This is a genomic window from Mesorhizobium sp. M5C.F.Ca.ET.164.01.1.1 (assembly GCF_004792125.1).
GTDB classification, from domain to species: Bacteria; Pseudomonadota; Alphaproteobacteria; order Rhizobiales; family Rhizobiaceae; genus Mesorhizobium; species Mesorhizobium wenxiniae.
Map to the genome: position 1 here is coordinate 554,414 of NZ_SRTG01000002.1, position 19,192 is coordinate 573,605.

General features: G+C 62.3%; 17 protein-coding genes. 8 read left to right on the forward strand and 9 right to left on the reverse strand.

Features of this window, described 5'->3' with window-relative positions; translation table 11 throughout:
• Positions 1 to 79 precede the first annotated feature (79 nt).
• Both EN807_RS19335 and EN807_RS19340 read right to left on the reverse strand, forming a co-directional pair.
• A complete protein-coding gene (locus EN807_RS19335) occupies positions 80 to 1,792 on the reverse strand; it encodes an HAD family hydrolase (protein WP_135936263.1) in 1,713 nt (570 codons plus the stop codon).
• A gap of 84 nt (positions 1,793 to 1,876) precedes the next feature.
• Positions 1,877 to 2,848 (reverse strand): SDR family oxidoreductase, encoded by a 972-nt coding sequence (locus EN807_RS19340; RefSeq protein ID WP_135936264.1) that lies wholly within the window; start codon positions 2,846 to 2,848, stop codon positions 1,877 to 1,879.
• A gap of 280 nt (positions 2,849 to 3,128) precedes the next feature.
• Here EN807_RS19340 and EN807_RS19345 point away from each other — a divergent pair, with 280 nt between their 5' ends.
• Positions 3,129 to 4,661 carry an FAD-dependent oxidoreductase gene (locus EN807_RS19345; protein WP_135936265.1) on the forward strand — a complete coding sequence of 511 codons (1,533 nt, stop codon included), beginning with the start codon at positions 3,129 to 3,131 and terminating at the stop codon, positions 4,659 to 4,661.
• A 24-nt stretch (positions 4,662 to 4,685) separates the two neighbouring features.
• On the opposite strand, the gene EN807_RS19350 is transcribed toward EN807_RS19345, so the two are convergent.
• From EN807_RS19350 to EN807_RS19365, 4 genes are all read right to left on the reverse strand, one after another.
• Entirely contained in the window at positions 4,686 to 5,480 is a 795-nt protein-coding gene (locus EN807_RS19350) for a TIGR01458 family HAD-type hydrolase (protein ID WP_135936266.1), read from the reverse strand.
• A gap of 101 nt (positions 5,481 to 5,581) precedes the next feature.
• Positions 5,582 to 6,535, reverse strand: coding sequence for a dihydrodipicolinate synthase family protein (locus EN807_RS19355; RefSeq protein WP_135936267.1), 954 nt, complete (start codon positions 6,533 to 6,535; stop codon positions 5,582 to 5,584).
• Entirely contained in the window at positions 6,525 to 7,520 is a 996-nt protein-coding gene (locus EN807_RS19360; RefSeq protein WP_135936268.1) for a Gfo/Idh/MocA family oxidoreductase, read from the reverse strand. Before EN807_RS19360 ends, EN807_RS19355 begins: the two co-directional genes overlap by 11 nt.
• Positions 7,517 to 8,488 (reverse strand): Gfo/Idh/MocA family oxidoreductase, encoded by a 972-nt coding sequence (locus tag EN807_RS19365; protein ID WP_135936269.1) that lies wholly within the window; start codon positions 8,486 to 8,488, stop codon positions 7,517 to 7,519. Before EN807_RS19365 ends, EN807_RS19360 begins: the two co-directional genes overlap by 4 nt.
• 111 nt (positions 8,489 to 8,599) lie before the next feature.
• Between EN807_RS19365 and EN807_RS19370 the strand changes: the two genes are divergently transcribed.
• The 7 genes from EN807_RS19370 (at position 8,600) to EN807_RS19400 (ending at position 15,827) form a co-directional block, all read left to right on the forward strand.
• Positions 8,600 to 9,349, forward strand: a complete 750-nt coding sequence (locus EN807_RS19370) for a FadR/GntR family transcriptional regulator (RefSeq protein WP_135936270.1) — start codon at positions 8,600 to 8,602, stop codon at positions 9,347 to 9,349.
• A gap of 40 nt (positions 9,350 to 9,389) precedes the next feature.
• Complete coding sequence (locus tag EN807_RS19375; protein WP_135936271.1) at positions 9,390 to 10,970, forward strand: ABC transporter substrate-binding protein; 1,581 nt, start codon at positions 9,390 to 9,392, stop codon at positions 10,968 to 10,970.
• 83 nt (positions 10,971 to 11,053) lie between these two features.
• Positions 11,054 to 12,013, forward strand: coding sequence for an ABC transporter permease (locus tag EN807_RS19380; RefSeq protein ID WP_135936272.1), 960 nt, complete (start codon positions 11,054 to 11,056; stop codon positions 12,011 to 12,013).
• Positions 12,013 to 12,915 (forward strand): ABC transporter permease, encoded by a 903-nt coding sequence (locus tag EN807_RS19385; RefSeq protein ID WP_135936273.1) that lies wholly within the window; start codon positions 12,013 to 12,015, stop codon positions 12,913 to 12,915. The genes EN807_RS19380 and EN807_RS19385 overlap by 1 nt, the downstream gene beginning before the upstream one ends.
• A 16-nt stretch (positions 12,916 to 12,931) precedes the next feature.
• The gene (locus tag EN807_RS19390) at positions 12,932 to 13,849 is read left to right on the forward strand and encodes a dihydrodipicolinate synthase family protein (protein ID WP_135936274.1); all 918 of its coding nucleotides are present in this window, start codon (positions 12,932 to 12,934) and stop codon (positions 13,847 to 13,849) included.
• Positions 13,850 to 13,851: 2 nt separating this feature from the next.
• Entirely contained in the window at positions 13,852 to 14,859 is a 1,008-nt protein-coding gene (locus EN807_RS19395) for an ABC transporter ATP-binding protein (protein WP_135936275.1), read from the forward strand.
• A 2-nt stretch (positions 14,860 to 14,861) separates the two neighbouring features.
• Positions 14,862 to 15,827, forward strand: coding sequence for an ABC transporter ATP-binding protein (locus EN807_RS19400; RefSeq protein WP_135936276.1), 966 nt, complete (start codon positions 14,862 to 14,864; stop codon positions 15,825 to 15,827).
• Between the two features lie 34 nt (positions 15,828 to 15,861).
• On the opposite strand, the gene EN807_RS19405 is transcribed toward EN807_RS19400, so the two are convergent.
• The 3 genes from EN807_RS19405 to EN807_RS19415 form a co-directional block, all read right to left on the reverse strand.
• Positions 15,862 to 16,350, reverse strand: coding sequence for a nucleoside deaminase (locus EN807_RS19405; RefSeq protein ID WP_128204345.1), 489 nt, complete (start codon positions 16,348 to 16,350; stop codon positions 15,862 to 15,864).
• A gap of 272 nt (positions 16,351 to 16,622) precedes the next feature.
• Positions 16,623 to 18,269, reverse strand: coding sequence for an ABC transporter ATP-binding protein (locus EN807_RS19410; RefSeq protein ID WP_135936277.1), 1,647 nt, complete (start codon positions 18,267 to 18,269; stop codon positions 16,623 to 16,625).
• Positions 18,266 to 19,189, reverse strand: coding sequence for an ABC transporter permease (locus EN807_RS19415; RefSeq protein ID WP_135936278.1), 924 nt, complete (start codon positions 19,187 to 19,189; stop codon positions 18,266 to 18,268). Before EN807_RS19415 ends, EN807_RS19410 begins: the two co-directional genes overlap by 4 nt.
• Between the last annotated feature and the right edge of the window lie 3 nt (positions 19,190 to 19,192).

Consider the following 19,192-nt stretch of genomic DNA (forward strand, 5'->3'; position numbering starts at 1 on the left):
CAAAAGCGACATGGCTGCAGCAGAACCAACATGGCCCGTGCCTTCGAGAATGATGTGTATGGGCCGATCCCTTCGCTCCCTATTCCTCCGGGGCGGTGGCAGGAGCCGTATAACGGCGACGTACTGCATCCAGAACGTGCTTGCGGCTTTCCTGCGCCGAGAGCATTTCGTCTTTTTCTGCCTCGGCGGTTTCGCGCGCCAGCTCCTTGTCCCTGATCTGTTGGCGAAACCATTCGGAATAGTCGCCCGCGCGCAGGTGATGCTCCCAGGTCCCGTCGTCGATGCCTTCTGCGATCTGAGCGAAGATCATCAGGTTGTGGGCCCGAAGATTCATCGCGTTGTCGGGACCTCTGAAATAGAAGCTGCCGGCCTCGTCGAGTTGACCTTCCGCATATTTGCGGCTGTGACGCTTGAGCGACTGGCGCGGCTCGATCGCTTTGACCACGGCAATTTTCTTGCGGGCTTGCGGCCGCCAGAACAGCACGCGCTCGCCTTTTGGCGAGGGAATATCCTTTGGCGGCTTGGTATCCGTCTCATGACAAAAGGCCTTGATGACATTCTTGGCCTTGGGACCGAGCCCAATGACGGCAGTGACCAGACGCAGGGCATCGGTCGAAATCGCTTCCGGATGAACGGTGATCAGGACAGTGCCAGGTAGTTCCAACGACAGGACGGCGCGCGTGTCGTCGCGCTTCTTGGGGAGAAGATGATGCGCCTCATCGATGATTAGCCAGTGTGGCCTCGCTGTACGGAAGCGGAAACTGCCAAGGCCGGGAAGCAGATCGGCAAAGAAGTCTGGTCGCTCATGGACCCGCAACGCCAGCCCATTGACGACCACACTGGTGTCCGGCTTCTCGATCAGGTCGAGCACTTGTGCCTTTGTCGGTTCGCTCGAGCCATCGCCTATCCGGACGGCGCCTTCCAGGCCATCATAGTCGCCTTCCGGGTCGAAAACGCAGAACTGAAACCCGTTCTCGACGAAGCGTTCCGTCAGCGCGGTGGCCAAGGTGGATTTACCGATGCCGGAGCTTCCGGCGATCAGAACCGTGTCGGTCGGCGTCAGATAGACTTCGTCGCCGCCGACCGAGCCGAGAAGGATGCCGTCACGGCGTTTTCGGACAAATTCCCGATCGCGCTTTACCAGTTTTTCGATCAGCTCCTCGACGCCTTTTCCACGCGCGCCGCGGGTTACAAGGTCCGCGGTATCCTTGACCGCCGCAAGTGCATTGTCGACAGCGACGCTGCAGCCGCAGGCCTGCAGGAAGGCATGATCGTTTTCAGCATCGCCAATACCGACCACATTGTGTGGCGACAGCCTGAGGTCCTCAAGTGCGGCGGCCAGCCCGGTTGCCTTGTTGATGCCGCTGGGCAGGATCATCACCGCGCCCTTGTTGAAGATGATTTCCAGCTCCAGCCCGAGTTCCTTGATGACCTCAAGAACTGTTGCCTGGTGTGGTTCCCAGGTCGCAACGATCGACCGTCCGACTGAAAGCGGCTTGACGCCGTGTTTCTTCAGTTTGGCGACGAACTTGGGCGCCGGTGCCAGTGAGATCGCACGTTCTTCCTCGCTGGCAGGCGTGTAGATCAACGCCCCATTTTCGGCGACGACCTTGTCGAACACGCTGAGCTCGGGAAAAACGCGCTTGAGATCGGGCAGTTCGCGGCCAGTGACGAGGATGAGCTTGCGGCCACTTTTCTTGACCCGTTCGAGGGCTGCAAGCGTCTTTTCAGCTACGATCCCATCGTGCGCCAGCGTGCCGTCATAGTCTGTGGCCAAGGCAATGAAATACATCTGTCGACCATTTCATGTCTGAGTTCGCCGCTGCCACCGTCATACGTGAGGTCGCACGCGATCGAGCTGAGCGGCGACGAGCACTTAGTAGCCGCCGATGATCGGCAATATCTCGCCGGTGATGTAGCTCGAGCAATGCGGTGAGGCGAGAAACACATAGGCCGGCGCGATCTCCTCCGGTTGTGCGGGCCGTTTCATCGGCGTGTCTGCGCCAAATTTCGAAACGTCACCGGCTTGCTTGTCCGACGGGTTGAGCGGCGTCCACACCGGGCCCGGCGCCACGGCGTTCACCCGGATTCCCTTTTCGATAAGATTGCCCGAGAGCGCGCGCGTGAAGGCATGAATGCCGCCCTTGGTCATCGAATAGTCGACCAGCTGCTTTGAGCCCTCGATGCCGGTTATGGAGCCGCTGTTGATGATCGCCGAACCGGGCTTCATATGCGGCACGGCCTCCTGTGCCATGTGGAAATAGCCGTAGAGGTTGGTCTTCAGCGTCGTGTCGAAATGCTCTTCGGTCAGCTCGCTGAAGTCGCTGGAATGGATCTGGAAAGCGGCGTTGTTGACCAGCACGTCGATCCGGCCAAATTCCTTTACCACCTCAGCCACCGCGTTGTGGCAGTGGTCGCGTTCGCTGACGTCGGCCTTGACCAGCATGCAGCGCCGGCCTTCGGCTTCGACGGCCCTCTTCGTCTCTTCGGCATCCTTGTCCTCGGTTAGATAGACGATCGCGACGTCCGCGCCTTCGCGCGCATAAAGCACGGCCACGGCTCGGCCGATGCCTGAATCGCCGCCTGTGATGACGGCTACTTTGCCATCTAGTTTTTTTGATCCGATATAGAATGGCGCATCATAGAGCGGCGCCGGCTCAATCGCCCATTCGTGCCCCGGCTTCGGCTGGTGCTGTTCAGGAAAGGGCGGCTCGGGATATTTGCGTGCTCCGGCCTGCATGGCGCCTTGTTGCTTGCCGTTGCCCTTCGATTGGTCCTTGGCGTCGATGCCGCGCTGGATGTGGCGTTGCTTGGCGGCCTCGCCGGCGATTTCCGATTTCATCTGCATGGCTGTCTCCTTGGCTTGGAGAAGGGACAACGCATGTCCGGCGAAAAAGTTTACGCGACGGCGTCATTCCTTCAGTAGCGAACCAAAACGCCAGGAAATCGACCGGCGCTGCCCAACTGGCAACGAATGACGCGGCCGGACGTTTGGGCAGAAGCGGTGTCCGAGAACCTGAAGGCGCGCTAGCCAGGCAGAAGGTATTCCGAGGCTGGTGACCTGAAGATTTCCCGCTTCTCGGCCGTACAGGCGATTTTGACACTGAATCGCGCCAAGGGAGAGGAAAATGGCTGAAGGTCATACCAAACTAAGCGGGCCGGACCTGGTCGAGGGCATCGCGTTATCCGACCTTCCCGATGGCGGAAAGCTCCTCGGCCATTGCGGCGATGAGCAGGTGCTGCTGGTGCGCCGCGGGGCCGAGGTCTTCGCCATCGGGGCGACATGCACACATTATGGCGGGCCGCTCGTCGACGGTCTTGTGGTGGAAGACACCGTCCGGTGCCCCTGGCATCACGCGTGCTTCGACTTGCGTACAGGCGAGGCCTTGCGCCCCCCTGCTTTTAATCCACTCGCTTGCTGGTCGGTGGAACAACGCGATGATCGGATATTCGTGGGAGAAAAGCGCAAACGGACGGCACCGAAGCAGCGCAATGGAAGCTCCGGCCAGGTTCCGGAGAAAATCGTCATTGTCGGTGGCGGCGCGGCCGGTTTCGCGGCGGCAGAAAAGCTGCGGCGCGAACACTACCTAGGCAGCATTGTCATGCTCAGCAACGACGAAGCGCCGCCCGTTGATCGGCCCAATCTTTCCAAGGACTATCTCGCCGGCAAAGCACCTGAGGATTGGATTCCGCTCCGCCGAGAAAGCTTCTACTCGAAGAACGATATCGACCTGCGTCTCAATGCGAACGTCGCCAGCATCGATGCACGTTCTGGCGAAGTTGTACTCGCGGACGGGGCCCGGACTCCCTACGACAGGCTACTCCTTGCGACCGGAGCCGAACCGGTTCGCCTGACCATACCCGGCGCCGACCAACCACACGTTCACACGCTGCGCTCGTTCGCAGACTGCAAGGCGATCATCGAGCGAGCCACGACTGCCCGCCGGGCCGTCGTGCTTGGCGCCAGTTTCATTGGTCTGGAGGTTGCCGCGGCCCTGCGCTCGCGCGAGATCGAAGTTCATGTCGTGGCGCCGGAAAAACGACACATGGAACGGATCCTGGGTCCGCAAATGGGCGACTTCATCCGCGCCCTCCATGAGGAGAATGGTGTCGTATTCCATCTCGAGGACACCGCGAGCAGCATCGACGGCAGCAACGTGAAACTCAGCAGTGGCGATACGTTGGCGGCGGATTTCGTCGTCGCCGGCATCGGCGTGCGACCGCGGACAGGGCTTGCCGAAACGGCGGGGCTCATCCTTGACCGCGGTGTCGTCGTGAACGCCTTTTTGGAGACGAGCGCACCAGGCATCTTCGCGGCCGGCGACATTGCGCGGTGGCCAGATCCTCACAGTGGCGAGAACATTCGGGTCGAGCATTGGGTGGTTGCCGAGAGGCAGGGGCGAACCGCGGCCCTCAACATGCTCGGCCATCGCGAGAAATTCGTCGCCGTGCCGTTCTTCTGGAGCCAGCATTACGATGTTCCCATCAACTACGTCGGCCATGCCGCGCAATGGGACGAGATCGTGGTCGATGGAGACATCTTTGCCAAGGATTGCCTGCTCCGCTTCAAGCGCGAAGGGCGTACGCTGGCTGTCGCTTCGATCTTCCGCGACATCGAAAGTCTAGGGGCCGAGGTGGAAATGGAGCGCCAAATGGCCTAGCGAGCGCCCCGCCTTCCGTGGCGATCAGCATTCAATTGCGCTTCCTGACTGGAGCTCGCGGGCAATGATCCAGTCGGCTGCCGCCGCGAGATCGGCGACGGTAGCGGTCGGCTGCGGATCAAACCGTTTCTCATCGCCCTGCCGGTATTTGCCTGTCCGCACCAGCAATGCGCCCGAAAGTCCGGCGCGCAGGGCGCCAGCTATATCGGCCTCGGCGTCGTCGCCGACCATGATCGCCTGATCTGGCAGACAGTCCATGCTTGCCAGCGCCGACAGAAAGAATGCCGGCGAGGGCTTGCCGAGAACGTTTGCGCGTTTCAGGGAGGCAAATTCCAATGCCGCGACGAATGGCCCTGCATCGAGGCTGAGCCCGCCGTCAACATCCCTAAACGTCCGGTTGGTGGCAAGGGCCAGCAATTCGGCCCCCGCGCTGAGCTCGCGGAACGCGTCATTCAACGCCGCATATGTGAAGGCGTCTCCGGCATCGCCGACGATGACGGCGCGCTTGTTGCGATCCGGCAGTTCGCAAAAATCCGGCGCAAGGCCGGGGTGAACCAACAAGTATGGCGCACGGCCATTCCGAAGGAGCCATTCGCGTGCAGCGTACGCCGGGGTGAAAACATCTGCGGTGGTAACGGTGAGTCCCATCGCCTCCAGACGTTCGAGGACGCTCTGTTTCGACGAGCGCGTGGTATTGCTTACGAAGCGTATGGCCAAACCGGCCTGGCGCAACCGCGCGACGGCGTCGATCCCGCCTGGTATGGCGGTCTCGCTATCATAGATGACGCCTGCGAGGTCCAGCAGTACACCCCTGATCATCGGTCCAGCATGACCACGAGTCCGCCATGCGTCAAATCCGGAACAAGGCCATGTTGTTCCTTTCGGATCAGGGCGGGCAGGCGCACTCGATTAACCGACGGTCATTGCCACCATTCGGGGAAGGCCGTGCGTGCGGCTTCGGCCAGCGTCGCGATCTCCTCGTCGGGAACTGAGCTGTACGGCCAGAGCAGTCGCGGGCCAAGCGGCGCCCAGCCGCCGGCCGCCGCCATCGCTTTGTCGAGCGCCGCATCGCTGACATTGTAGCGAGCGCGAAAAGGCAGAACGTGGGTGGCGAGAAAACTCTGGATGCGCGTCTCGACCTCGGCAGCGGCCGCCGCATCGGTGCGGATCATACGCCACCACATCACCGCGCCCTTCGGGTTGAGGCAGGCGACATTGGAGTAGCTGCCGTGGGCGCCCTGGACATACCCCGTCGCCAGCGCTTGGCCGGGCACGAAGACCGAAAATCCCGGCAGTTCGCGGCGCATGTCGGAGTACCAGCTGGTATCGCCGCCCGGCAGCTTGGCGCCGACCAGCGAGGGCACGGCTGCACGCAGCCTGGCGATGCCTTCGAGCGTCAGGCGGCGCTTGGCGTGCGGTGGATTGTAGAGCACCAGCGGCATGTCGGGCGCAGTCTCGCCAAGACCGCCGACGAAACGCATGACCTCGTCGTCGCTGGGCGGCCACCAGTCGGGCAAGGTGAATTGCACTGCCGCCGGGCGAAGCGCCGACACCCGCGTCAGACGCTCGCGCGCGACGCGCGGATTCGACTGGCTGATGCCGATCTGGAAAGGCAGGCGCGCGCGGCCGCCTATCGTGGCCACCAGGTCGCAAAGCCGGTCGAACTCGGGCTCGGTCTGGCAGTGGAATTCGCAGGCGGTGCCGTTGGAATAGATGCCGTCGACTCCCGACGCGCAGAGCCGTGCGACCGTCTCCCCCGTCGCGTCCCAGTCGATCGCTCCGCGATCATCGATGGCCAGCATCACTGCACCCCAGACACCGCGCGGCGCGTGTGCAGGCAAGTGGTTCAGGTGGTCGTCCGGTTCAGCGCGCATCGGCGATTTCGTGCTCGCGCCGGGTTTCGTTCGACGCAAAGGCGGCCTCGATGATGCCAATGATCTTGCGTCCATAGGCACCGTCGACCGGCACCGGCCTGTCGTCCGCAATGGCATCGCGCATTGCGCTCCATTCGCGCACCAGCGCGTTGTGCATCCAGTTCGGCTCGAACGAGCCGGGCAGGTCGGTCCAGACCCTATCGCGGCCAAGCATCGTGCCGCGGTCCATATCGATACGCAGCGTTCCCCGCTCGCAGACCAGGTCCATGGCGTAAGTGGTGGCGCCGTTCCGATAGCCAACGCTCTGCACCTGGCCGAGCCCGCCGCCGGCGAAACGCAGTCCGAGCAGGGCGGTGTCGTCGGCTTCCTGGTCATGGAACTTGGCGCCGAGCATGGCGCTCACCGACACGACATCGTCATCTATCAGCCAGACCAGGCGGTCGAGCGCATGAATGCCGGCCGTCAACAGCATGCCGCCGCCGGTTGCTTTGCGCAGATGCCAGTCGCGGCGATTGTGCTCCATCCAGAGCTTGATGATCCAACTCGATCCGATGAGCGGTCGGCCGAGCGCTCCTTCGTCGAGCATTTGCCTGGCCGCCATGCAGGGCAGGGCGAAATGCATGAGATGGGCGACCATCAGCTTGACGCCACCGGCGGCCACAGCAGCATTGATCGCATCGCAGGCCGCCGCCGTCGGGGCCATCGGCTTTTCCAGCATGATGTGCTTGCCGGCCTCTGATGCGCCGATGGCCATTTCGGCATGAAGATGGTGAGGGCTGGCGATGAGGACAGCGTCGACATCCTTGTCGTCCAGCAGCTTGCGCCAGTCGGTGTAGCCGCGACCGCCATGTTCGCTGGTGAAGCCGGCCAGGGCATCGTTATTCCCGCGGCACGATGCGACGAGGTGCAGGCCGCGCACTTCCTTGATTGCCCTTGCATGGGCCGCGCCGAAATCGCCCGCCCCGATAATGCCTATTCCAATCATCGTCCTGCCTTTTCATACGCGGCATCGATCAGCGACATCGCCGCAACATAGTCATCGATCGAAATCGCCGGCGGCGCTTTTCGAGTCAGCCGGGAGAGCGTGTCGCTCATGCAGAGGCGGTAGCGCGTCGCCGGCAACTCGATCGGCAAGTCGACGATAGCGCCATCGTCAAGTGTCGCACAGATGGCGCGGTCGCCATAGTCGATGAGGGTCGCATTCTCACTGACGATGCGCCATTCGAAGTCGCCGCCGGGGCGCATTGACGCGAAAGTGTATCCTGCCTCGACGACGAACAACGCTCCGGCAGAGTCTTCCAGTACAAGCAGCGCATGGTCCTCGACCGGGGCGCGGTGAATGCGGTTCTCGATCGAAACGGCTTTGAGCCCGAGCCGGCCGGTTGCCAGACTGAGCGCGGCGTCGACGCCGTGTATGCCGAGGTTCCTCAGCGCGCCGCCGCCGCCGATCGCCGGATCCACGACCCAGGCGACGCCTTCGGCCGCATAGCGCTGCGGCGGGCCATTGACCAGCCGGAACTGGCAATGCGCAACCGCACCGGCCCGGCCTTGCTGGCGCAGCCGTTCAAAGGCGGTGACGGCCGGTCCAAAGCGGTTGGGCAGGGGAACGCTGACAAAGGCCCGGTGCTGCCTCGCTAGGTCGCGCAGCGCGGCCAACGCTCCGGTGCTGCTCGCCGCCGGCTTTTCCAGGATCAGCGGTATGCCGGCTTCGATGACGGCATGCGCCCGCGCGAGCACCGTCGAAGGATGTCCCATCAGCAGGATCACGTCCGGTGGGCTGGAGAGGGTTTTCGCAAAATCGGTGATGAGCGGCAAATGATGACGCGTCGCGAAGGCGCGCGCATGCTCCGCGTCCTCATCCCAAATGCCGGCAATCTCAACGCCACAAGCGTGTGCGGCGTCGAGATGCATTTCGGCGTGCCAATGGCTCGAACCGGCTAGGACGATCTTCATTTCGGTGACGAATCCTGTTACTTGCAGGATATCCTACAAGTCGCTATGGTACAAGCATCGACCGCTTTGCAACGCGCCATCGGGCGCAATTGCAGCGGGGCTGGGAGCAAAATGTCGGAACTCAAATCGATCTCGGAACCCAAATCCAAGTCGGAACCCAAGTCGATCGAACCGCTGACCCGACCGCCGCTGCTTCACGTCAGCGTGCAGGAGAGCCTCAGGAAATATATCCAGAGCAACAAGCTCAAGGCAGGCGATCCCTTGCCTCCGGAGACCTTCCTGGCGCAGCGGCTCGGCGTCGGCCGCAACTCGGTGCGCGAAGCGATCAAGGCGCTGGAGTCGATCGGCATTCTGGAGACGCGTCGCGGCATCGGTGTGTTCGTCAAGGAATTCTCGTTCAAGCCCTTGCTGGATAATTTGGCATATGGCCTGCAAGACTCGTTGCGCGACGTCGAGGAGCTGCGCGAGATCCGCCGCGTCCTTGAAACCGGCCTCATCGCCAAGACCATCGAGATGATCAGCGCCGAAGACATCGCCGCGCTGCGCCAGCTGACCGAAAGCATGCGGCGGCGCGCCGAGCGCCAGGAGAGCTTTGCCGAAGAGGACCAGCAATTCCACCAGCTGCTGTTCCGCTGCCAGAACAATCACATGCTGAGCGCGCTGATCGACATCTTTTGGGTGGCGTTCAACAAGGCCTCGAACTTCACCAGCCTCGACAATCCGACACCGCTGGCGACATGGCGCGACCATGACGAGATCGTCGAGGCCGTCGCCGCCAAGGATGTCGACCGGGCGCGTCAGCGCCTCGACGACCACTACAGGGGGATTCAGCAAGTCATCGCCAAAAACCGAACCACCTGACCCAACGCCGAACTACCTGACAATGCCAAGGGAGGAAACCATGCGCATCAAGACTATCGCTCGTCATCTGGCCATCACCGGACTGCTGCTCGGCGGACTGGCCACCAGCGTCCAGGCACAGGGCGCCAAGACCATAACCGGGGGCTTCGACGTCGGTCCCGGCGGCTTTCCCAAGAACTTCAATCCGCTGGCTGCGACCGGCGGCTTTACCTGGCTCAGCACCTATTTTGAACCGCTGGTCATCTTCAACGCCGAACTGACCGAACTCGAAGGCGATCTGGCCATGGACTACAAGGTCAGCGACGATCAGCTGACCTATACGTTCAACCTTGTCCAAGAGACCTGGCACGACGGCAAGCCGTTCACATCCAAGGATGTCAAGTTCACGCTTGAGCTCGCCAGGAACAAAGCGTCCGGCAGTCTGTTTGCCGCCCGTCTCGGCGATATCGCGTCGGTCGACGCGCCGGACGATCGCACCGTCGTCGTCAAACTGTCGAAGCCCAACGGCTCCTTCCTGTCCATTCTCTCGCAGGTGATGATCCTGCCGGAGCATGCCCTGGCCGGGATGCCGCCGGAGAAGCTAGCCACAAGCACCTGGTGGTCCACCACTCCGGTCGGCACCGGCCCCTTCAAATTCAATCACTATGTCAGCGATCAATATGTTGAGCTGGCCGCGGATGACGACTATCGCAGCGGCAAGCCGAAGGTCGATGTGCTCATCAACCGGTATTTCGAGAGCCCGGCGGCGGCCGTTGCCGCGCTGCGCGCCGGAGAAATCCAGTTCACCTATGTCGAGCCCGACGATGCGGTATCCTTCAAGAGCGACAGCAATTTCAAGGTGATCGAGGGCGCTTCTTATGTGGTCAACTACATCGGCCTCAACCAGAAGGTCGAGCTCTTTAGGGATGTTCGTGTCCGCCAGGCGATCATGTACGCGATCGATCGAAATGCCATCATCGAGAGCCTCTATGGCGGGGCGGCCAAACCGGCCAACTGCGGCTACGTCGCGCCGCATCTGCTCCCCGAAGGCCTCGAACCCTATGCCTACGATCCGGCAAAGGCCAAGGCTCTGCTTGCCGAGGCGGGCTGGGACAAGATCAACGGCGACAAACCCATCACCTTGCTGACCTATTACGGCTCGCCGCAAGCGGCCAATGTGATGGCCGCCATCCAGTCGATGCTGGCCGAGGTCGGGATCAACGTGGTGCCGCGCGTCGTCGATACGCCGACCTATAACGGCATCGTCTACAAGGAAGGCACGCCGGACTGGAACGCGTTTCCGATGGTCTATGCCGGCCTGCAGAACGGTCCGAATCCGGCTGGCATCAGCCCTGGTCTCAACAAGTCCCAGATTCCGCCGGCAGGCTTCAACACCATGCGCATTGAGTTCGACGATCTGAGCGCTGCATTGGACGCTGCGCTCGGCCAGACCGATCCGGCCAAGATCGATCAATCCTGGCAGGAAGTCTGCAAGGTGATGAACAAGGATCTGCCCTGGGCGACGTTATGGGTAGCCAACCGCTATGGCGTGGCCTCCAACAAGCTGCGTGACTTCGTCTGGACGCCGGCGCCGGCCGGCGGTCCTTATGCGGCTCACCCGGAACGCTGGGACATCGAGTAACAACGCTTGGCAGGCCACTCCCAGCCCGCCGTGCAAGGCGCCGGCATGATGCCGGCTCCGCTCACCATCATTACGGACAGCCAATGCTGAGTTTCATTGCCCGCCGCAGCGCTGCAGGACTGTTGATGCTGGTCGCCTTGAGCGTCCTCATCTTCATTCTGCTGCGGCTGGCGCCCGGCGATCCGATCGACGCATATATCAACCCGTCCAGCCCGATGTCTGCTTCCGACCTCGAAGTCCTGCGCGACCGGCTTGGGCTCGACCAGCCGCTTCCCGTGCAATACCTCGCCTGGCTTCGCGCAGCGCTCAGCGGCGACTTCGGCTATTCGATCCAACGCAGCGGCGTTGCCGTGCTGCCCCTGGTCATGGAGCGCATCGGCCCAACCGCGCTGTTGATGGGTACGGGCCTGGCCATCGCCATCGTGCTCGGCATTTCTGCCGGAATTTTCTCCGCCGTCCGCCGTAACGCGCTGCCCGACATCATCCTGTCGGTGGTTGCTTTCGTCGGCATCTCCAGCCCGGCTTTTCTGACGGCACTTCTCGGACTGTACTTTTTCTCGGGGCTGCTGCGCTGGGCGCCATCAGGCGGCATGCAGACCGCCGGCGCACCCTTTTCCGTATCGGATGTGCTCGCGCACCTCGTTCTGCCCGCCTGCCTGCTGTCCATCGGACACGCCGCGCTGATCATGCGCTACATGCGCGCGTCGCTGCTGGAAGTGCTCAACCAGGATTATGTGCGAACCGCGCGTGCCAAGGGAGTGCGCGAATTCTGGGTGATCATCAAGCACGCGACGCGCAATGCGCTGTTGCCGGTCATCACGCTGATCGGGTCAACGGTCGGCATCGCGATCGGCGGCGCCATCTTCCTCGAAAGCGTGTTCAACTGGCCGGGCATGGGCCTGCTGCTGGTCAACGCCGTCGGCACAAGGGATTACCCGGTGATCATGGGCGCCACTCTGGTAATCGGCATCTGCGTCATTCTGGTCAATCTCCTGACCGACATCGTCTATGCCGTCGTCGACCCACGCATACAGGTGTCGTGATGACGATCACCGCGCCAGATCCGACCGTCGACCCGACAGCCGTACCGCAAACCAAAGGACCACTCCGCCGCGCGCTCGACCGTTTCTTTGAGAATCGTGCGCCGCGCGCCGGTCTGCTTATCATCGTCCCCATCCTGCTGGCGGTTTCGACCTATCATTTATGGTGGCCATTCAGCCCCAACGCCATCGACCTCAGGGCGATCAACAAGGGACCGTCCGCCATTCATTGGCTAGGCAGCGACGGTGTCGGCCGCGACGTCATGGCACGGCTGATGCAAGGCGGTCGGATCTCGCTGCTGGTCGCGGTCTGCTCGGTCGCCATCTCGATCGTCATCGGCTTCCTGGTCGGCGCCGTCGCCAGCTTCGGCGGGCGTCTTGTCGACGGCACGGTGATGCGCTTCGTCGATCTCGCAATGACGCTGCCGCCGGTGATCTTTCTGCTCGTGCTCGCTTCGATCGCCGGCACCGGCATCGCGCCGACCATCCTGGTGATCTCGCTGCTCTCATGGCCGGTGCTGTCGCGCATGGTGCGCGCCCGGCTGCTCGAGCTGCGCAAGCGTGACTTCGTCGTCGCCGCCCGCGGCATGGGGGCGGGGCTGCCGCATCTCCTGTTCCGTCACGGCCTGCCCAACTGCATCGACATTCTTGTCGTCTACGCCACGCTGCAGATCGCCAACGCCATTCTGCTCGAAGCTGGCCTCTCCTTCCTCGGCCTCGGCATTGCGCCGCCCGAAGCCAGCTGGGGCAACATGCTCAATCTCGCCCGCTCCACAGTGGTGCTCGAACAATATCCCTGGCAATGGATGTTTCCCGGCGCCGTGCTCGTGCTCACCGTCCTGGCCATCAACTTCATCGGCGATGGCCTGCGCGATGCATTCGACCCTCGTTCCGATCTCAACTGACCTGAAGGTTCAACAAATGCCTCTGTTTACCGGTGTCGTGCCACCCGTCGTCACTCCGCTCCATTCCGATTTCACCATCGATTTTGCGTCGTTCACCCGGACGATCGAAAACCTGCTCGACGGCGGCGTTCACGGGCTCTTCGTGCTCGGCTCGACCAGCGAGGTGGTCTTCCATGACGAGGCCGGCCGCAGGGCCATCATCGAGCACGCGGTCAAGGTCAACAACGGCCGCGTTCCGATCTTCGCCGGGGTCATCGACCCGACGACCGATCGTGTCATCAACCACGCCCGGATGGCCAGATCGGCCGGCGCCGACGCCGTCGTGGTCACCGCGCCGTTTTATACCCGCACCAGCCAGCCCGAGATCGGCGATCACTTCCGCTATATCAAGGACGCGGTCGACATCCCCATCATCGCCTACGACATCCCGGTCTGCGTCCATGTCAAGCTGGAGCGCAAGACCACGGTCGGCCTTGCCAGGGAAGGCGCTATCGCGGGGATCAAGGATTCCAGCGGCGATGACGGTAATCTGCGTTATGTGCTCAAGGACATGGCCAACGATCCGAATTTCTTCGGCATGACCGGATCCGAGATCCTGGTCGACAGCGTGCTGGCCATGGGCGCGCATGGCGTCGTGCCGGGCCTCGCCAATGTCGACCCACACGGTTACGTCAAGCTGTGGAACCTGATGCAGGCTGGTCAGTACGCCGAAGCCCGCGTGGAGCAGGAGCGGCTGTTGAAGCTGTTCGAGATCGTCTGGATCTCGCTCGGCAGGACAAGCGCCGGCTCGGCCGGCGTCGGCGCCTTCAAGACCGCGATGAAGAGCCTCGGCATCATCGCCTCCAACACCATGGCGCGACCGCAACGCAGCTTGAACGACGAGGAAAACGCAAAGGTCGAAATTGTCCTTCGCGACGTCGGGTTGCTGCGCTGACCGTGGACGCTCCGATTCTCTCGATTTCCGGTCTGCGGGCGGTGTTCCGTATCGCCGGACGCGACATCGCCGCCGTGCAGGACCTCGATCTGGTGATCGGATCGGGTGAAACGGTCGCGCTCGTCGGCGAGTCCGGATCGGGCAAGTCCGTCACCAGCCTGTCGATCATCGGCCTGCTGCCTAAGAAGATCGGACACATCGCCGAGGGATCGATCGCGCTGCGGCGCAGGGATCGCACGGTCGCCGAGCTGACCGGCCTCGATCCTGAGTCGCTGCGCAAGGTGCGCGGCAACGACATCGGCATGGTGTTCCAAGAGCCGATGACCAGCCTCAATCCGGTTTACACGATCGGCGAACAGATCGCCGAGCCGATCCGCATCCATCTTGGCAAGTCGCGTCGCGATGCGGCCGCCGACGCCGTGCGGCTGCTGGCTCAGGTCGGCATTCCCGATCCCGATCGGCGGGCTCGGCAATACCCGCATGAGCTGTCGGGAGGGATGCGCCAGCGCGCCACCATCGCCATGGCCTTGTCCTGCGATCCGACCTTGCTGATCGCCGACGAGCCGACCACCGCGCTCGACGTCACCATACAGGCCCAGATTCTTGACCTGCTGGCCGAGCTGCAAGCGCAACGCGGCATGGGCATTCTGTTCGTCACGCACAATCTCGGCGTCGTTGCCGAGATCGCCGACCGGGTCGCGGTGATGTATGCTGGGCGCATCGTGGAATCGGGTCCGGTGAGCGAGGTGTTCACCCGTCCGCGTCATCCCTACACCGCGGGGCTGATGCGTTCGGTGCCGCGGCTTGGCCAAGCCACCACGCTGAAGGCAGCAGGAACGCCGCTTCCAACCATCGCCGGCAATGTTCCGTCGCTGGCCTTGTTGCCCAAGGGCTGCTCCTTCGCGCCGCGTTGCGCCCTGGCTATCGATGCCTGCCGCACTGCAGTACCGCCATTGTTCGCGGCGACATCGACCCGGCAAAGCCGCTGTTTGCGTTGGGAGGATCTCTGACAGTGGACGCCCCCTTCCTTTCGGTCAGGAACCTGACCAAGCATTTTGCGCCGACGGCATTCTCGCGCGGTCCCATCGTCAGGGCGCTGGAGGATATTTCCTTCGATATTGCGCGCGGCCAGGTGGTCGGCCTCGTCGGTGAATCCGGATCGGGCAAGACCACGATCGGCCGCTCGGTGCTGCGTCTCATCGAGCCGACATCCGGCGAAATAAGCTTTGACGGCATCGATATCACCAAGCTGAGCGCGGGGCCGCTGGCTCGCCAGCGCCGAAAGATGCAGTATATTTTCCAGGATCCGTTCGCCAGCCTGTCGCCGCGCATGACCATCGGGCAGATCCTGACCGAAGGCTTGGATATTCAGGGCATCGGCAATAGGCGCGAGCGGCGGGCGAGGGCGGAGAAGGCACTTGCTGCGGTCGAGTTGCCAGTCGATGCCTATGATCGCTACGCCCACGAATTTTCGGGCGGGCAGCGTCAGCGCATCGGCATCGCCAGGGCGCTTACGCTCGAACCCGAATTCATCGTCGCCGACGAGCCGGTCTCTGCCCTCGATGTCTCCATTCAGGCGCAAATCATCAATCTTCTGCGCGACCTGCAGGTCCGGCTCGGTCTGACCATGCTGTTCATTTCGCATGACCTGGCCGTCGTCGAATATATCTGCGACACGGTGATCGTTCTCTATCTCGGGCGCATCATGGAAGTTGCACCGGCGGCCGCGCTCTATGCCCGTCCGCAGCATCCCTATACGCGCGCGCTGCTCTCGGCCATTCCGTCGCTCGACCCACTCGCCAGGCAAGGCCGGCAGGTGCTGAAGGGCGATATTCCAAGCCCCGCAAATCCGCCAACGGGGTGTGTTTTCCGAACCCGTTGCCCGGTTGCCCTAGACGCTTGTGCTGGCATTGTCCCACCGCTGCGGGCAACGTCCGATGGCCATCTGAAGGCCTGCATTCGCGACGACATCGCCTAGCACTCACTCGATACCCCCGCGCGCGGAAATTGAGCTACTTGTCTTTCCAGAAATCGGCGTGGAGTTGCGCCGCTTCATCGGCAAGCAGCGGGCCGACGACTTCAGTCGGACGCTGCCCAGCTTCGAAAACGATCGTGCAGGGCAGGTCGAGTGTGGGATTCTCGACGTGTGCACCCGTCAGTGCCTTCATGTCATGCTCAGCCAGCCCGAACACGACGCGTCCGATACCGGCCCAATAGATTGTCCCAGAACACATCGCGCAAGGTTCGGCCGAAGTGTAGAGTGTGCAGGAGGCCAGCTTTTCGAGACTGAAATTCATCCCCGCCCACGAGGCCAGCAGCCTTTCGGCATGAGCGGTGCGGTCGCCCCCTCCGGATTTGTAACCGTTGAGTTGCTCGCGCAACACATTGCCGTCTTTGTCAGCGAGGAGCGAACCAAAGGGATGTTCGCCAGCATCGCGGGCCTTGCGCGCGACTTCGAACGCCTGACGGAGCAGGCGCTCATCATAGGGGCGTTGTGGCATCGGCAGATCCTCCGGCAGCGCCGTTTGATCATAGTGCCGAACAATCCGCCGTCTCAAGTCGGCGGATTCAATCAACAACCTAGTAGGCAAGCCGGCGCGGTAGCCGCGGCCCGAATCAAAATCGCACGGGTCGATCCGTTCGAGCTTGACGTTCGGCTATTCAAACGGTGACGGCGGTAGGATGATATCCGAGCCGGTACAGAAGTCTTCGGCGACGCGGGGTTGGCATCCATAAGACGTCGCTCGCGCTTGGCGCTAGGCCCGGACGAGGACTATTGAGCTTGCGTAACCCATTTGGGCCTGGGCACAGCCTGCAACAGGCTTTGCGTATATTCGTGGCGAGGCGCCCCGAACAGCGCCGAGGTTTGGCCTTCCTCGACAATCCTTCCATCTTTCATGACCATGATCCGGTCCGCGAAATGGCGCACGATCGGCAGGTCGTGTGTGATGAAAATATATGAGAGGCTGAGCCTGGTCCTAAGGTCGGCGAGAAGGTCGATCACCTGCGCCTGGATAGAGACGTCGAGCGCCGAAACCGCCTCGTCGCAGACGATCAGTTCCGGCTCACTCGCAAGCGCGCGCGCAATGGCGATGCGCTGTCGCTGGCCGCCGGAAAACTGGTGTGGGTAGCGGTCGGCGTGCTCCGGCAACAGCCCAACCAATTCCAGGAGCTCTGCCACTCGAGCCTTCCGCCTGTTCTTCGGCAGAATATCGCGGTGGATCACCCAGGGTTCGGAAATGATGGAGTAAACGCGCATGCGCGGATTCATCGATCCGAATGGATCCTGGAAGACCATCTGGACCTTGCGCCGAAACGCCATAAGACGCTTCTCGTTCATTTCGAAGATGTTCTCACCGGCAAACACGGCCTTGCCTGAGCTTGGCGTGTTCAGCCCCAACAGCATGCGTGCGACGCTCGATTTGCCGGAGCCGGACTCGCCGACAATGCCGAGCGTTTCTCCTCTCCTGACTTCGAAGCTTATGTCATCCACCGCCTTGAACGTCCGCTTGCTGCTGAAGGCTCCGGAAGCAAGCACGTAATACTTGGTGAGATGTTCCACCTTGAGCAGGGTTTCGACGGCGATCTTCGTCGAACGCCTGTTCGGCGCCTCCGCTGCATTGCCGTGGGGCAGGGCGGAGATGAGGCGGCGCGTATAGCCGTGCTGCGGATTGCTGAAGACCTCCTTGGCGATGCCTGTCTCCACAACCTTGCCGCCGTTCATGACGATAATCCGGTCCGCCATGGCAGCAGCGACTTCGAGGTCGTGGGTAATCATGATCAACGCCATGCCGGTCTCACGCTGGAGATCGCGCAGCAGATCGAGAATCTGCGCTTGCACGCTGACGTCCAGAGCGGTCGTCGGCTCATCGGCGATCAGGATGTCCGGTTTCAACGCGATCGCCATGGCAATCATCACGCGCTGGCGCTGTCCGCCCGAGAACTGATGCGGATAGAAGTCGACGCGGTTTTCCGGCTCTGGAATGCCCACGCGCCGAAGCAGTTCTATCGTCCTGGCGCGTGCGTCCTTGCCGCTTCCCGCGTCGTGGCTCTCATAGACCTCCTTGATCTGACGCCCCACCGTGTAGACTGGGTTCAGGTAGGCGAGCGGATCCTGGAAGATTGTCGCAATCCTGCGGCCGTTGATGCTTCTGCGTGCCTCTGCGCCGAGGCCTGAGAGTTCGACGCCGTCGAAGAGGCAGGAGCCGGACACGATATCGCCTGGCGGGCAGTCGATGATATTCATCACCGTGCTGGTGCTGACGCTTTTTCCCGAACCGCTTTCGCCGAGGATCACGAGCGTTTCGCCACGGCTGACGTGGAAAGAGACGTCGTCGACGGCACGTACCGGCTTGTCGTCCGAAAGGAAATCGACGGTCAGGCCGTCGACCTTGAGAATGGGATTGGTCGCGTTGCTCATCGGGCAGCTTTTCGCAATGTCTGAAGGCGCCAGCGTTGTTGCGGATCAGCGACGGTGCGCGCCCAGTTCGAGAGGATGTTGAGCGTCAGCGTCGTCAGCATGATTGCAAGACCCGGCCAGAATGCGATCCACCAAGCGGTCGCGAGATAGCCGCGGCCGTTCGCCACCATTGCACCCCAGGTAAAGTCCGGCGGCTGAATGCCGAGGCCAAGGAAACTCAGCGCCGATTCCGATAAAATGACGGTCGCGAAATCAATGGCGGAAATCGTCACCAGTGTCGGCAGGACGAGGGGTGCGATATGCCGGACGATGATCCGGGCCGGCTTCGCACCCATGGCGTGCGCCGCGCTCACGAACATGCGCTCGCGCAACTCCAACACTTCTGCGCGCGCCGTTCGGAGGTAGATCGGCATGCGCGTGACGGCGAGAACGATCACCAAGTTGGTGATGCTCGGGCCCAGCGTATAGAGCACGATGAGCGCCAGCAGCAGCGAGGGAAAGCTCATAACGATATCGGCCAGGCGCAGAATGAGATGGCTGTACCAGCGCTCAGAATAGCCCGCTATAAGGCCGAGTGTTCCACCAACCAGCATGGACGCGAATACCGCCGCCGCGGCAATGCCGAACGTATTCTGCGCGCCGACAATCAGCCTGACGAGGATGGGCCGGCCGAGGGTATCGGCGCCGAGGACATAGATCCAGCCGCTGGCCAGCGAGAAGGGGGCGAGATTGCGCTGGCGCAGCCCTAGCCGCGAAGCGGCGTCGCCCACCAGCCACGGGCCGAGGACCGCCGCGATGACGACGATCGCCAGGAAAATAGCGGCGGCGAGCGCAAGCTTGTCGCGCTTCAAATAGGCGAGAAGCACGCTGCCGCTGCCTGGAACGGCCGCCGGCTTGATGTCGGGAGTGATGATCGTCATGGC